General features: G+C 67.2%; 11 protein-coding genes and 1 tRNA gene. 3 read left to right on the forward strand and 9 right to left on the reverse strand.

Annotation, left to right across the window (positions count from 1 at the left end; genetic code table 11):
* Positions 1–155 precede the first annotated feature (155 nt).
* The 4 genes from N7I30_RS18055 to N7I30_RS18070 form a co-directional block, all read right to left on the reverse strand.
* The gene (locus N7I30_RS18055) at positions 156–788 is read right to left on the reverse strand and encodes an ATP-dependent Clp protease proteolytic subunit (RefSeq protein WP_009209287.1); all 633 of its coding nucleotides are present in this window, start codon (positions 786–788) and stop codon (positions 156–158) included.
* 192 nt (positions 789–980) lie between these two features.
* On the reverse strand, positions 981–3,326 hold the full coding sequence (locus N7I30_RS18060; RefSeq protein ID WP_498640688.1) for a mechanosensitive ion channel domain-containing protein: 2,346 nt from the start codon (positions 3,324–3,326) through the stop codon (positions 981–983).
* A 238-nt stretch (positions 3,327–3,564) separates the two neighbouring features.
* A complete protein-coding gene (gene tig, locus N7I30_RS18065) occupies positions 3,565–4,929 on the reverse strand; it encodes a trigger factor (RefSeq protein ID WP_483213729.1) in 1,365 nt (454 codons plus the stop codon).
* A 76-nt stretch (positions 4,930–5,005) separates the two neighbouring features.
* Positions 5,006–5,090 (reverse strand) — tRNA-Leu (locus tag N7I30_RS18070).
* A 401-nt stretch (positions 5,091–5,491) separates the two neighbouring features.
* Between N7I30_RS18070 and N7I30_RS18075 the strand changes: the two genes are divergently transcribed.
* Together N7I30_RS18075 and trmFO are read left to right on the forward strand one after the other, a co-directional pair.
* Positions 5,492–5,635 (forward strand): DUF1127 domain-containing protein, encoded by a 144-nt coding sequence (locus N7I30_RS18075; protein WP_081651954.1) that lies wholly within the window; start codon positions 5,492–5,494, stop codon positions 5,633–5,635.
* Between the two features lie 472 nt (positions 5,636–6,107).
* Positions 6,108–7,529, forward strand: coding sequence for a methylenetetrahydrofolate--tRNA-(uracil(54)-C(5))-methyltransferase (FADH(2)-oxidizing) TrmFO (gene trmFO / locus N7I30_RS18080; RefSeq protein ID WP_491372971.1), 1,422 nt, complete (start codon positions 6,108–6,110; stop codon positions 7,527–7,529).
* A gap of 36 nt (positions 7,530–7,565) precedes the next feature.
* Here trmFO and N7I30_RS18085 read toward each other — a convergent pair whose 3' ends face one another.
* The 5 genes from N7I30_RS18085 to yajC all read right to left on the reverse strand — a co-directional run bounded on the left by N7I30_RS18085 (position 7,566) and on the right by yajC (position 13,881).
* The gene (locus N7I30_RS18085) at positions 7,566–9,359 is read right to left on the reverse strand and encodes a DUF4153 domain-containing protein (protein WP_498640692.1); all 1,794 of its coding nucleotides are present in this window, start codon (positions 9,357–9,359) and stop codon (positions 7,566–7,568) included.
* Between the two features lie 121 nt (positions 9,360–9,480).
* Positions 9,481–10,311 carry a phytoene/squalene synthase family protein gene (locus N7I30_RS18090; RefSeq protein ID WP_498640840.1) on the reverse strand — a complete coding sequence of 277 codons (831 nt, stop codon included), beginning with the start codon at positions 10,309–10,311 and terminating at the stop codon, positions 9,481–9,483.
* Positions 10,312–10,444: 133 nt separating this feature from the next.
* Entirely contained in the window at positions 10,445–10,834 is a 390-nt protein-coding gene (locus N7I30_RS18095) for an Mth938-like domain-containing protein (RefSeq protein ID WP_024351440.1), read from the reverse strand.
* A 1-nt stretch (position 10,835) separates the two neighbouring features.
* Positions 10,836–13,403 carry a protein translocase subunit SecDF gene (secDF, locus tag N7I30_RS18100; protein ID WP_498640695.1) on the reverse strand — a complete coding sequence of 856 codons (2,568 nt, stop codon included), beginning with the start codon at positions 13,401–13,403 and terminating at the stop codon, positions 10,836–10,838.
* A gap of 139 nt (positions 13,404–13,542) precedes the next feature.
* Entirely contained in the window at positions 13,543–13,881 is a 339-nt protein-coding gene (gene yajC / locus N7I30_RS18105; RefSeq protein ID WP_024351442.1) for a preprotein translocase subunit YajC, read from the reverse strand.
* A 164-nt stretch (positions 13,882–14,045) separates the two neighbouring features.
* Here yajC and N7I30_RS18110 point away from each other — a divergent pair, with 164 nt between their 5' ends.
* Positions 14,046–14,933, forward strand: coding sequence for an ATP-binding protein (locus tag N7I30_RS18110; RefSeq protein WP_498640697.1), 888 nt, complete (start codon positions 14,046–14,048; stop codon positions 14,931–14,933).
* Positions 14,934–14,999 lie beyond the last annotated feature (66 nt).

Below are 14,999 nucleotides of genomic sequence, written 5' to 3' on the forward strand. Positions count from 1 at the left end.
CGTTCGGCAAAGCGACTCTCACCCGAAAGCCACGACCCGATACCATCGGCCACTCTTGCACATCGTCCAGCGTAGCGTCGATTGCTTGAGCGGCGCTTAACGCACGCGCCGCCATGATCGCGATGCAAGTGTGGCCGTGGCGTGACGACGCAGCCCTACTTGGTGCCTTCGGCCTCGAGGGCGTCGCGCGACGAATAGACCTTGTCGATCAGACCGAACTCGCGCGCCTCCTGGGCGGTCATGAAGTGGTCACGATCGAGCGTGCGTTCAACCGTCTCGTAGTCCTGGCCGGTGTGCTCGACATAGACTTCGTTCAGGCGGCGCTTCAGCTTGATGATGTCCTGGGCATGACGCTCGATATCCGAGGCCTGGCCCGAGAAGCCGCCGGACGGCTGATGCACCATGATGCGGGCGTTCGGCGTGGCGAAGCGCATGTCCTTGTGACCGGCGCACAGCAGCAGCGAGCCCATCGAGGCCGCCTGGCCGATGCACAGGGTCGAGACCGCCGGCTTGATGAACTGCATGGTGTCGTAGATCGCCATGCCGCTGGTCACCACGCCGCCGGGCGAGTTGATGTAGAGGGCGATTTCCTTCTTCGGATTCTCGGCCTCGAGGAACAGCAGCTGGGCGCAGACCAGCGTGGCCATCGAGTCTTCGATCGGGCCGGTGATGAAGATCACCCGCTCCTTCAGAAGCCGCGAGAAGATGTCGTAGGCGCGCTCGCCCCGGTTGGTCTGCTCGACCACCATGGGAACGAGGTTCATCGCGGTTTCCACGGGATGTGTCATCGGTCGTCGTCTCGCTGCTTGGTCTGATGAGCGGCACCACCGGGTGCCGCGGGAATAGCGAAGGGATTCGTCTGGTTCAGTAGATAGGACTTGGCCAAGCGCCTATGCAAGGCGTTCCCCCGCGCCGAATGCCATGAGGCCCAAGGGATTGGCCCCTGCGCTCCATATGGTCGTGCGCGGGCCGTTGCGCAATCAGCCCCTGCCCTCGCCGGCGCTGTCGATGTCGCCGCCGCCCGGCGGTATCGGCTTGCGGTCCGCGTCGTGGGTGCCGTAGTCGCCGCCCTCGGTCGGCTGGCCGCTCGCCTCGATCGCCGGATGCGCCGTGTCGGCCTCCAGGTTCTGGCGAACCCGCACCGGCGGCGCTTTGCCGTTCCGGTCCTCGCCGAACCACAGCGTCATGTGCGGGAACGGGATCTCGATGCCGCGTTCGTCGGACATCCGCTTGATGATCTCGCGATAGGCCCGGCCGACGCCCCACTGGGTCGACGGCTTGGTCATCACTCGGCCGCGCACGACGACAGCCGAATCGCCAAGCTCGTTGACGCCCCACATGTCGAGCTCGCTCAGGAGGTTCTCCCCGACGGCGGTGGTCTTCAGCTCGTCGAAGGCGTCGAACATCATCTGCTTCACGTCGTCGACATTCTCGCGATAGGCGACGCCGATATCGGCGACGTAATAGGCGAAGTCCTTGGAGAAGTTCGCCACCTGGTCCACCGAGGAGAACGGGATCAGGTACCAGGTGCCTTCCAGCGTGCGCAGGCCGACGGACCGCACGGTCAGCTCCTCGACCGTGCCTGAGATGCCGTTGAGCTCGACGATGTCGCCCTCGTTCATGGCGTTCTGGATCTGGATGAAGGCGCCGGTGATGATGTCCTGGACGAATTTCTGGGCGCCGAAACCGATGGCCAGGCCGACGACACCGGCACCGGCGAGGAGCGGTGCGATGTCGATGCCGATCTGCGACAGAACCAGCATCGCCACCAGCACGATCATGGTGATCGTGAAGGCATTGCGGAACAGCGACAGCAGCGTGCGCTCGCGGGCCGTCGGCACCGTGCCGTAATTCGGGTTGAGCCGGTACTCCACCCAGGACGACACGCCGATATAGATCGCCACGCCGACGGCAAGGATGATGCCCGCGCCGACGAGCCCGCCTGCGAAGCGCTGCCCCAGCGGGCTGGCCAGCCAGTCGCTGAACGACAACAGGTTCCAGGCCTCCAGGATCACCGCCAGGACGACGACGATGACGACGCCGCGCAGGACGGTCAGCGCGTTGGGGATGAAGGAGTTCACCCGGCGCTCCAGAAGCGGCAACCGGTCCTTGAGGTTCTGCGGGATCGGGATGCCCCGGGCGATGACCCGCGACAGGATCGACACGATCAGTCCGCCGACGGCCATGGCCGCGATCGACTTCAGCGTCGCCGTCGTCATGAAGGCCAGGCCGGATTCGGGGCTGCGGACCCACACGATGAACAGCGCGAGCGCGAAGCCGATCGCCAGCACCCACCAGATCTGGCCGACAAAGGCATAGACCCAGGCACTGACCGAACGGTCGCCCTGGTGCTTGGCGCGCTTCAGCCGCTCGCGCACGACGCCGCGATTCTTCAGGATCAGCCCGATGGTCAGGAGCAGGCAGAGGACCACGACGATGAAGCGCACCGCCTCGGCCGCCGCGATGCTCGACGATTGCTGCACGATCGGCGCGACGAACATGAAGGTGTAGCCGAGGATCGAGATCAGCCGCGAGATCCAGAAATACCAGTAGCTCGCCTGCCGGTTCGAGAACGGCGTCAGGCGCAATTGCGGGTAGGACGGCGACACGAAGCTGGCAAGGCCGACCTTGACCATCTCGATCAAAAGGAAGGCGTTGAGGAACAGGGCCTGGTTGATGCCCGGCTCGCCGCCGAAGAAGATCACCGCGGCGAGATAGCCGGCGGCCCAGCCGACCACCACCGACAACGCGTCGACGATCGACGAGATGACCAGCAGCAGGAGCTTGTTGATCGGCCCGGTGCGCTCGGCGGCATCGGCCAGCCGCCGGAAGATCGGATATTTGATGACCCGGCTGGCGAACAGCACGCCGAAGGCGACGAGGGCCACCAGCCCCACCGGTAGGATCGCCGAGATCAGCATCGGCAGGTCGATACGGCTGGCCCCCGACAGCATCTGGGACGCCGAGACGAGGCTGGCGGCGACTTGGTCCCAGGTGTCCAGCAGGCCTCCCGCCATGGAGCGGGTCCACTGCGCGATCTCGCCGGGCAGCGTGCGCGGCGCGGCCTCCGTACCCGTCTCGGCCGCTTCAGCGGCGTCCGGCGCCTTGTAGGCGGCGGCTTTCAGCGATTCGATCAGCTTGGCGCGGGTGTCGTCGTTCTCGAGAATGCCGATCAGATCGTCCAGCGACGGATCCGCCGATGCGCTGGCCTCGGTCTCACCCGATCCGCCGATCGACAATCCCGGCATCTGGGCGTGACTTTCGCCGGTGAGGACGAAGAGCCCGATGAGGAAGGCGAGGATGGCGGTCGTCGGAAATCGCTGCATGCCGCGGGGAAGCCTGTTCTGTGATCGGTCCGGGTGGCGGGGGCGCAGCGCCGACGGATCGGCGCTGCCACCATGTGCCGACGCGGCGGGTCCGCGCGGCGCACGCCTCTATCGGCGATAGTGATGACCAGACTTGGGCGGACGCGAGCCCCGCACTGCCGGCCAGATATGCGAAAGGGCCGACTCGCGCCGGCCCTCCCGAAATTCTCGACGATGGTCGCTTGCGCGACGCGGCGCCTTACGACGCGAGGGCGGTTTCCTTGTCGTCCTCGTCCTCGGCCATCAGCTCTTCCTTGCTGACGGTCTTGTCGGTGACGTCCACCTCGGCGAGCAGATGGTCGACGACCTTCTCCTCGTAGAGCGGCGCGCGCAGGCTGGCGACGGCGTCCGGGTTCTTCTGGAAGTACTCGTAGACTTCCTTCTCCTGGCCCGGGTAGCGGCGCAGTTGCTCGAACATGGCGCGCTGCAGCTCTTCGTCGGTGATCTGCACGCCGGCCTTCTCGCCGATCTCGGACAGGACCAGACCCAGACGGACCCGACGCTCGGCGAGGCGGCGATATTCGGCGCGCGCCTTCTCCTCGGTGGTGTCCTCGTCCTCGAAGGTCTTGCCGCTGTTGGTCAGCTCGCCCTGCACCTGGTTCCAGATGTTGGTGAACTCGGCCTCAACCAGCTTCTCCGGCAGCTCGAAATCATACGCCGCATCGAGGGCGTCGAGCAGCTGGCGCTTGACCTTCTGGCGCGTCGCCTGGCCGTACTGGCTCTCGATCTGCTCGCGCACGACCGTCTTCAGGCGATCCAGCGATTCGACACCGAGCTTGGCGGCGAACTCGTCGTCGATCGTGGTCTCTTCGGGAGCGGCGACTTCCTTGACGGTGACGTCGAAGGTCGCGGGCTTGCCGGCCAGATGCGCGGCGCCGTAATCCTCGGGGAAGGTCAGCTCGACGGTCTTCTCGTCGCCGGCCTTCACGCCGATCAGCTGGTCCTCGAAGCCCGGGATGAACTGACCGGAACCGATCACCAGGTTGCTGTCGGTGGCGGTGCCGCCATCGAAGGGCTCGCCGTCGATCTTGCCGACGAAGTCCATGGTGACGCGATCGCCCTTGTCCGCAGCGCCATCCTTGGCAGCGTAGGTCCGGGCGTTCTCGGCGATGCGCTCGACCTGCTCGTCGATCTCCGCGTCAGCCACCTCGACGACGGGACGCTCGATCTTGATGCCGTCGGTGCCCTTGAGCTCGAACGCCGGGAGCGTTTCGTAGGTCAGGGTGAACTTGAAGTCGGCGCCGCCGTTGAGGACCTTCTCGGCCTCGGCCTCGTCCTCGGACATGCCGATTTCCGGCTGCATGGCGGAGCGCTCGTTGCGCTCGGCAATGACGTTGCGCGGGGTCTCGGTCAGGATCTGGTTGACGATCTCCGCCATCAGCGACTTGCCGTACATCTTGCGCAGATGGCCAACCGGCACCTTGCCCGGCCGGAAACCCTTCAGCTGCACCCGGTCCTTGGCTTCATAGAGCCGGGTCTGGAGCCGCGCTTCAAGATCCGAGGCCGGCACGACGATCTCGATCTCGCGCTTCAGGCCCTCGGCCTTGGTTTCCGTTACCTGCATTCTGGATACCTTCTTGTGTGCTCGAGACGACCGATCATTCAGGCCGACCCGCAATGAATTCCGTGAAAGCGGCCGCTGGTGCGGGTGGAGGGACTTGAACCCCCATGCCTCTCGGCGCTTGGACCTAAACCAAGTGCGTCTGCCAATTCCGCCACACCCGCATAGTGCGCCGTACGGTGGGCGACGCGAGACGCGCGCTTCTATATCACCGGCCTCGCGGCCACGAAAGGCCCATATGGGGCCCAATCCGCATGATTCCATGGCTTTTTCACACGGGACCGGCCGTTTTGGCGTGATCCGGCGTCGAACCCGCGCACGTCCCTTCAGAGAACGGCGAGCGGCTCGACCAGGCTCCTGCCCTCAAGAGGGTAGAGTGAGATGTCCCGAAGATCGCGCCCCGACCCGCGCACCGATGTCAATTGTTGCGATGCACAAATCGCAAGGCTGCCATGCATCGAAGGCTCTAGCGGGTCCGACATGCACCGCCTACCTTCCAATCAACGAAGCGACGCAGACGAAACAATCAGCCGCTTCAATCGATTTAAGACCGCAGGATAGACTAATGAACCTCGTTCGCTCCTACAACAACTGGCGCCGCTACCGCGAGACGGTCAACGAACTGAACCGTCTCTCCCAGCGCGAGCTGGCCGATCTCGGCATCTCGCGCGGCGACATCAACTCGGTCGCCCGCCGCGCCATCGGCTGATTATCAGCCAAGACTTTCGCAAGGGTCCACTCCTCCTCCCAGGACCCAAGCGGATCGGAAACTGCCACTCCTCCTCCCAGGCAGTTTCCACCCAGACGCCCGCCGGGTCCTCCCCCCGGCGGGCGCCCAGAGATTACAGAGCTTCGCCGAGGGCTACTCCTCCTCCCAAGCCCAAGGCGGATAAAGTGCCTGCGCATCCTCCTTCCAGCGCAGGTACCTCTCAGTCGCCCGTCGGGTCCTCCCCCCGACGGGCGATCAGAGACCTACCCAGTTTCGCGTAGGGCCCACCTCCTCCCGGGCCTGAAGCGGATATGACCTGCGCATCCTCCTCCCAGCGCAGGTCCCAATGCGACACCCGTCGGGTCCTCCCCCCGGCGGGTGTTGTCGTTTGGAGGCCGCAAACTTGCACGATCATGCGCGCGGATCGCCACGCGGCCTTTTGATCGCCACGCGCGACTGCTAAATTGGCCCCATGTCGAAACAACCCATTCACGTCGTCGGCGGCGGGCTCGCCGGATCCGAAGCTGCCTGGCAGATCGCCGAACGCGGTCTGCCCGTGGTGCTGCACGAGATGCGGCCCGTCCGCGGCACCGAGGCCCACAAGACCGACAAGCTGGCCGAGCTCGTCTGCTCCAACTCCTTCCGCTCGGACGACAGCCAGACCAATGCGGTCGGCGTCCTCCATGCCGAGATGCGGCTCGCCAATTCGCTGATCATGCGCTGCGCCGACGCCCATCAGGTGCCCGCCGGCAGCGCGCTCGCGGTCGATCGCGAGGGCTTTTCCGGCGCCGTCTCCGAAGCGATCGCGGCACACCCGCTGATCACCGTCGAGCGCGGCGAAGTCGAGGGCCTGCCGCCCGAGGAATGGGGTCCCAGCATCGTCGCCACCGGGCCGCTGACGGCACCGGCGTTGGCCAAGTCGATCAGCGCCGCCACCGGCACCGACGCCCTCGCCTTCTTCGACGCCATCGCGCCGATCGTGCATTTCGATTCCATCGACATGGACAAGGCCTGGTTCCAGTCGCGCTACGACAAGGTCGGCCCCGGCGGCACCGGCAAGGACTACATCAACTGCCCGCTCGACAAGGACACCTACGAGCGCTTCGTCGCCGCCCTCGTCGAGGGTGACCGCGCCGAGTTCAAGGAATGGGAAGGCACGCCCTATTTCGACGGCTGCCTGCCGATCGAGATCATGGCCGAGCGCGGTCCGGAGACCCTGCGTCACGGCCCGATGAAGCCGATGGGCCTGACCAATGCGCACCAGCCGGACATCAAGGCCTATGCCGTCGTGCAGCTGCGCCAGGACAATGCGCTGGGCACGCTCTACAACATCGTCGGCTTCCAGACGAAGCTGAAATACGGCGCCCAGGCAGCCGTGCTGCGGATGATTCCCGGGCTCGAAAACGCCGAGTTCGCACGGCTTGGCGGCCTGCACCGCAACACCTATTTGAACTCGCCGACCCTGCTCGACCCGACACTGAGGCTGAAGGTGCGCCCGCATATCCGCTTCGCCGGCCAGATCACCGGCTGCGAGGGTTATGTGGAATCGGCCGCCGTCGGGCTGATGACCGGCCGCTTCGCCGCCGCCGAGCGCCTCGGCGAAGCCGCCACGCCGCCGCCGCAGACGACCGCCATGGGCGCGCTCGCCGCGCATATCACCGGCGGCCACCTCGCCCATCAGGAAGAAAGCGGCAAGCGGTCCTTTCAGCCGATGAACATCAATTTCGGCCTGTTCCCGCCGCTGGAGCCGGGTGCCATCCAGAAGCCGGAGGGCGTCACGCGCTTCCGGGGCAAGGACAAGGCGATCGCCAAGAAGAAGGCGCTGTCGGCCCGGGCGCTTGCCGATTTCGCCGGCTGGCTCGGCCAGGCACCGATTGCGGAAGCCGCCGAATAGTATCCGCGGCCTGACCGAGACCCAAGGCGTCCGGGCTCAGCCGCCCGGCCGCTCCTGCCATTCGCCGGACCGATAGTAGACGGTCAGCATCGCCGACAGGATCGCCCCGTCGTCGCCATCCCGCACGATCTGGCGCAGCGCCAGGCGGACATTGCGCCCGTTCGCGCCGGGGAGATCGACGACCTGCATCGGCAATCGGTCCGGCGCCGTCGCGTAGACCGCGTCCGGCAGGGCGTCGATCGCCGTCCCGAGATCGAAGCGGTCTTCGGCCCCGCCGATCCGCAGCACCAACTCGCCACCTGCAAGCGCCAGCACCGCTCCTTCGGATGACGGGACGCCGGCGCCGCTCGTCTCGCCATCTGCGGGCCCCTTACGCAGGTCACGCTCCGGGACGACGCGATCGAACCCGGCGATGTCGATCACCATCGGCGCATTGGCGGTGAAGCTGCGCAATTCGCGCACGCCGACCGGACCGGACAGATCGAGCGCCGCGAAGATGCGCTCGCGCCGGTCCGATTCCTCGCCCTCCATCAAATCCGACGGCAGCAGCGGCGCCAACCGGTCGAGCTGGCTCACATCGTCGAGAACATAGAGCCGCGAGCGCAGTTCGGCGGCCTCGCGATCCGAACGCCCGGTCGGGGCCAGCCGGCGCCCGCCGGCGCCGTCATCCACCACGAAGCGCTCGACGATGCGAGCCGTCTGACTGCGGCCAACGGTGTCATAGGCGCCCCAGAGCCCGAAGGCTGACAGTGCCAGCAGCAGCACCGGCACGGCCGCCATCCAGCGAATGTCGCCGCGCGTGCGGCCCGGAAGCTGCAGGGCGAGGACCAGCCACGCCGCCAGCGCCCCGAGGACGAGGTAGTAGCGCTCCAGCGTGAACCCCTGGGCGCCGATCCGCAGCCAGATCGCATAGGCGAGTAACGACAGCGGCACCAGAAGCGCCAGGGCGAAATAGCGTGTGAAAAGCCGCGTGGCCGCCGCGGCGCCGGCACGGAACGGATCGACCGCGATGCGCAGCATGAGGACGAACAGCGCGAAGAAGGTGACGATCCAGCCGATCTCGCCCTTCGGCACGTCGCCCGTGACGAGGATCTTGGCGGCATAGAGATGCAGGACCAGCGCCGTTGCCAGCACCAGCGGCACGGCGACCCAGTCGAACAGGATGCGCAGGCCCGAGATCAGCCGCTCGTCCTGTCCCGCCGGCATGCGCTCGTCGAAATGATGCGGAATCCGGCCCAGCGCGAAGAGCGGCCCGACGAGCGCGAAGGCCGTGGCGAAGATATGCTCGTAGGCGTCGTCCGGCAGCCCGACCTCGAACAGGTAGCGGATCATCTCCAGGATCGCCGACAGGCCGAGGACGAAAAGCAGCACCGACAGGAAGGCGAGGCTGACGCCGACCACCGCCCAGAAGGTGAAGACCCAGAACCTTTCCGCGTCGCGCAGGCCCAGATACCCCGCCAGCGGAACGGCGAAGGTCGCGGCAACGATCAGCGGCGGCGGAAACACCGCCAGCGCCGGCCCGACCCAGATCGCCGCGCCGACGACAAGCGCGACGAGAGAAGACGCGCCCTGCCGCACCGCCGCCGACGCGCCCCGCGCCTCCATCGCCAGCACCATGCCGACCGAAATGGCCGCCGCGCCGTAGAAGGCGGCCAGCAGCCAGGCCAGATCGTCCTCGGCCACTGGATAGACGTCCCGCAGGGCGAGGTTGGACAGGATCGCGATCGCGACGATCAGCAGGCTCGCCAGCGGAAAGCGGAAGACCGCGACACCGGCTCCCGCCGCCAGCGATCGCCAGAACTGCCCGACATGCCGGGGCGCGGACCTCATCGTGCGCAATGCCATGGTGGGGTCGGCTTTCGGATCGGTTGGAATTTCGGTGTGCTGGCCCGGATGCACGGGCCGCTGCGGCGATGTAAGCGCGGATCGCTCCGGCGGTCGATCCCCGCCGTCAGCGCCGCATCGCGCGCCAGTTGATATAGGCCTTGCGCAGCGGCCCGATCTCGACGGGCTGGTCGAGCGTCGCCGCTCCGTCCCGTTCGATGAGGTCGAGGTACCGCCCCGCCAGCGCCGCCGGCAGGAAGGCCGGTCGCAGCGGCTTCGGAATATCGCCGAGTTTGGTCGTCCAGGCGCGCACGTGCTGGCGCCCGAAGGCGGTCATCGCCGCGATGGCGCGGCCTGCGGGCTCGCGTTCGCCGCGGATCAGCTCTTCGCTCGAGCATCCGGCAGCGGCGAGGATGTCGGCCGGGACGAAGACCTGCCGCCGGGCCCGGTGCTGCGGCAACAGCCGCAGGACGCCGGCAACCGTCTGGGCGACACCGGCATGTCCCGCCGCGTCGGCCTGCGTCTCCGCCGCATCGCGCGCCAGCACCATCGCCGTCAGCATGATCAGCGTCGAGGCGGTCTCGCCGGCATAAGCCTCCAGCTCTTCGCTCGACGGCATCGGATCGTCATAGAGGTCGAAGATGCGCGCTTCGAGGAAGCGGTCGAACGCCGCACGCGGCAGGTCGTGACGGGCAATCGTGTCGGCGACGGCAGCCGCGACCGGATGCCCCGCCGCGCCCTGGTCGGGCGCCGCCAGCGCGTCGCGCCACCATTGCAGGCGGATCTCGCCCGGCATCGGCTCGCTCACCGAATCGCGCACCCGCGCGGTCTCGATGTTGAAGGCGTAGAGGGCGGCGACATCGTTGCGCTTGTCCGCCGGAACGAAGGCCAGCGAGATGGCCCGGTCGCGATCGGCCGTCTCCACCAGTCGCAGGCACTCGGCGTAATTCTCGCTCAGATCCGTCATGGCCGTGTCTCAGCGCCTCGGCTTGGTTCGGGCTTCGGGCCCGCGGATGAAAGATGGTGTGGCGCGGCGCATGGGGCCAGTCGTCCGGCTGGCGTCAGACCGCCGCGGAGGTCACGCGGCTGGCTCAGTCGACCGCGACGAGCGCCGCCGCCACGGGCCGGCCTTCGGAGAGCATGATGTTGAAGGTGCGGACCGCCGCGCCCGTCGACATCGGATCGCAGGAGATGCCGACCTGGCGCATGCGGTCGGCCAGCGCCGGCGGCAGCCGGCGAATGTCCTTGCCGGTGCCGAACAGGAGGAAGCCGATCTCCTCGGCTTCCTCGAACACCTTGCCGAGACGTTCGCCGGTGAACGGCGCCTCGGCCGTGCCGTCCCAGCCGTAGATGCCGGACGGCAGGCACAGGATCGAGCCGCGATGCGACATGGAAGCGAAGCGGAAGCCGCCATTGCCATAGGCCTCGATCGGGGCCCGGCCCGGAAAATGGGCCTCGCGGATCTCGATACCCTTCGCCATGTCAGGCTTCGCGCGCCGACGAGCCGCCCTCGCGCGCCGCCTCTTCCTCTTCCTTCTTGGCTGCGAAGTCCGAAGCCCGCAGCTTGAAGAAGATCAGCGCCGGCGCGGCGACGAAGATCGACGAGAAGGTGCCGATCGCCACGCCGAAGAGCATGGAGGCCACGAAGGAACGGATCACCTCACCGCCGAAGACGAACAGGGCCGCCAGCGCCAGCAGCGTCGTGGCCGAGGTCATCGTCGTGCGCGCCAGCATCTCGTTGTCGGAGAGGTCGAGAAGCTGGCCGATCGGCATCTTCTTGAAGCGCCGCAGATTCTCGCGGACCTTGTCGTAGATGACCACCGTGTCGTTCAGCGAGTAGCCGACGATTGTCAGGATCGCCGCAACACTGGCGAGGCTGAATTCCAGCTGTGTCACGACCAGGAAGCCGAGCGTCAGGAAGACGTCGTTGACCGTCGCGATGATGGCGCCGAGCGCGAACTGCCACTCGAAGCGGATCCAGACATAGATCAGGATCGCGAAGAGCGCCGCCAGAACGCCGACGATCGCCGCGAAGGCCAGTTCGCCCGACACGGTCGGGCCGACCACCTCGGTGCGGCGGAAGTCGTAGTCGGCCGCCAGGGCCTCCTGCGCCGATTCCACGATCGCCACCTGCGAGGCGTCGCCGCCCTGCGAGCCGATGCGGATCAGCGCCTCGGTCGGGGTGCCGAACTCCTGCACCTGCGCGTCCGGCACGCCGATCGCGCCGAGACGCTCGCGGATGTCGCCGATATCGGCCTCGCCATTCTTGGCCTGCACCTCGATGAGCGTGCCGCCGGTGAAGTCGATGCCGAGATTGAGCCCCACCGCGAAGAGGCCGCCCACCGACGCAACGCAAAGAAGCATCGACAGGGCAAAGGCTTGCAGGCGGACCTTCATGAACGGAATGCGCGTGACTTCCGGCACCAGCCGGATGAAGCCGCGCGGCAGTTCCTTCGGCCGGCTGCGGCGCACCCAGGCGGCGACGAGCCAGCGGGTGAGCGTGAAGGCGGTAAAGACGGTCGTGATGATGCCGATGGCCAGCGTCACGGCGAAGCCGCGTACCGGTCCCGATCCCAGGAAGAACAGGACGACCGCCGCGATCAGCGTGGTGATGTTGGCGTCGAGAATCGTCGCCAGCGCCTTCTGGAAGCCGATGTCGATGGCCTGCACCACCGAGCGCCCCTGTCGGCGCTCGTCTCGGATGCGCTCGTAGATCAGGACGTTGGAGTCCACCGCCATGCCGAGCGTCAGCACGATGCCGGCGATGCCCGGAAGGGTCAGCGTCGCGCCGATGACGGTCAGCACCGAGAAGAGCAGCACCAGGTTCACGATCAGCGCAATATTGGCGATGATGCCGAGGAAGCCGTACGCGGCCAGCATGAAGACGACGACGAGGAGAGCGCCGATCACGCCGGCGGTCTCGCCGGCGGCGATCGAATCGGCGCCGAGGCCCGGTCCGACCGTGCGCTCCTCGATGATGTTCAGCGTTGCCGGCAGCGCGCCGGCGCGCAGCAGCACCGCGAGATCGTTGGCGCTCTGGACGGTGAAGCTGCCGCTGATCTGCGCCTGGCCGCCGAGGATCGCCTCGCGGATGTTCGGCGCCGACAGCACCTTCTCGTCGAGGACGATGGCGAAGGGACGCCCGACATTCTGCTGGGTGACCGAGCCGAAGCGCTGGGCACCCTGGGTGTCGAAGCGGATGTTGACGACCGGCTCGTTGCTCTGGCTGTCGAAGCCGGCCTGGGCGTCGGTCAGGTTCTCACCCGACACCATGATCTGGCGCTGCACAAGAACCGGCGCCGGGGTGGGGTCGTTGGTGTAGAGAAGCTCGGAGCCCGCCGGCGGACGGCTGCCGCGGGCGACGTCCTCGGCCGAAGCGGTCACGTCGACGAGGCGGAAGGTCAGCTTGGCGGTCTGGTTGAGCAGCGCCTTGAGCCGCTGCGGATCGCCGAGACCGGGCACCTGCACCATGATGCGGTCGTCGCCCTGGCGCTGGATCACCGGCTCGGTGGTGCCGAGTTCGTCGACGCGGCGGCGCACAACCTCGATCGACTGGGTCACCGCGGCCGACGTGCGATAGGCGACGCCCTCGTCGGTGAGCGACAGGGTCAGGACGCCCGGCTGCGGCTCGGCGATCGCCACTTCCGTCACCGCGCCGCCACCCAGCACGCTGCCGCTGGAGATCGGGTCGGTCATCGGCGACAGCGCCTCGCGGGCGGCCGCCACCTGTTCGGGATCGCGCAGGCGGATCGTCACGGTGCGATCGTTGTCGGACAGGCCGGCATAGCCGATGCGCTCGGTGCGCAGCGCCTGCCGCGCGTCGTCGCGCAGGGTCTGCACCCGGTCGGCGACCAGCGACTGCGAATCCACCTCGAGAAGAATGTAGGAGCCGCCCTGCAGGTCGAGGCCGAGCGTCACGGACTGCTGCGGGAACCAGGACGGCAGCTTGTCCAGCGCCTGCTGCGGCAGGACGTTGGGCGACGCATAGAGGACGCCGATGGCGACCGTCAGCCAGATCAGAAACGTCTTCCAGCGCGAGAAATAGAGCATGGGTGTCCCGACAGGGTCGACGGCCGCGCCGGTATTGCGCGCCGTTGGCAAGCGTTAAAACCGCCGCCGCCGACCCTTGTGGCAGGGCCAGCAGCGACGCGATCTCAGTCCAGTGGCGCTGTGTGCCGCGCCAACACGGCTATTTGGTGTTGGCGGCGGTCGGCTCGCCCTTCACCCGGACGTCGGCGATGGTGCCCTGCATGACGCGCACGCGGGTCTGCTCGGAGATCTGCACTTCCAGCTCGCCGCTCTCGTGAACCTTGGTGACCTTGCCGACGATGCCGCCACCGGTGACGACGGTGTCGCCGCGGCGGATGTTCTTCAGCATCTCCTCGCGCTTCTTCATCGCGGTGCGCTGCGGGCGGATGATGAGGAAATACATGATCGCGAACACGGCCACGAACGGCAGAACGCTGATCAACAGATCGCTCCCCCCCGCTGCGGAACCCGTCTGGGCGAAAGCCTCGGTCACGAACATGGAAAAAACCTCTCAGAAAATCGGCACAGGGTCATGCCTTGCGCGACGCAGCGCCGACAGCAGGGCCTTTACGATGTGCGCGGAATATACGATCGGTCGCCCCGAATGCAACAAGCGTCCGCCGGGCCGACGATCCGGCGAAGCTTCGAGACGAAAGAGCCGCCATGGATGCCGCAGAACTCGCCAGCCTGAAGCACACGATGGACCGGATCGCGGGGGCGCTGGAACGGCTGGCGCCGCCCCCTGCCCCGGCGCCTGACTTTACGACGGCGGACTGTTTCGTCTTCGACCCGCCGGCTGGGCTCGTGCCGGTTCCCTCGGTCAACCGCGTGCCGATCGCCCTGCTCAAGGGCATCGAGCGTTCGCGCGATATCCTTCTGGAGAACACCGACCGCTTCGCCCGGGGCCTGCCGGCCAACAACGCGCTTCTGTGGGGCGCCCGCGGCATGGGCAAGTCGTCACTGGTGAAGGCGGCGCATGGTGCGGTCAATGCCGGCCTCGACGCGGGCGCGGCGCCGGTCAAGCTGATCGAGATCCACCGCGAGGACATCGACCATCTGCCGCGCCTGATGGGGATCGTGCGGGCCGCGCCCTACCCGTTCCTGCTGTTCTGCGACGACCTGTCCTTCGACATGGGCGATTCGGCCTACAAGTCGCTGAAGGCGGCGCTGGAGGGCGGCGTCGAGGGACGGCCGGAGAACGTCCTGTTCTACGCGACCTCGAACCGGCGCCATCTCCTGCCGCGCGACATGATCGAGAACGAGCGCTCGACGGCGATCAATCCCGGCGAGGCGGTGGAGGAAAAGGTGTCGCTGTCCGACAGGTTCGGCCTGTGGCTCGGCTTCCACCGCTGCAGCCAGGACGATTATCTGGCGATGATCGACGGTTATCTGGTCGCCTACGACCTCGACGTCGATCCAGATCGGGTCCGCCACGAGGCGCTGGAATGGGCGACGACCCGGGGCAGCCGCTCCGGCCGCGTGGCGTTCCAGTTCGTCCAGGATCTGGCCGGACGCCTCGGCCGGACGCTGACGCCGGTTGCCGGCAGCTGATTCCCGGCAAGCCAAACGCAAATGGCCCGACCCCGCTGCTGTCCGCGGGGCCGGGCCTGTCACGCC

Origin of the sequence: Aurantimonas litoralis (assembly GCF_026153195.1) — a bacterium.
Taxonomy (GTDB): domain Bacteria; phylum Pseudomonadota; class Alphaproteobacteria; order Rhizobiales; family Rhizobiaceae; genus Aurantimonas; species Aurantimonas coralicida.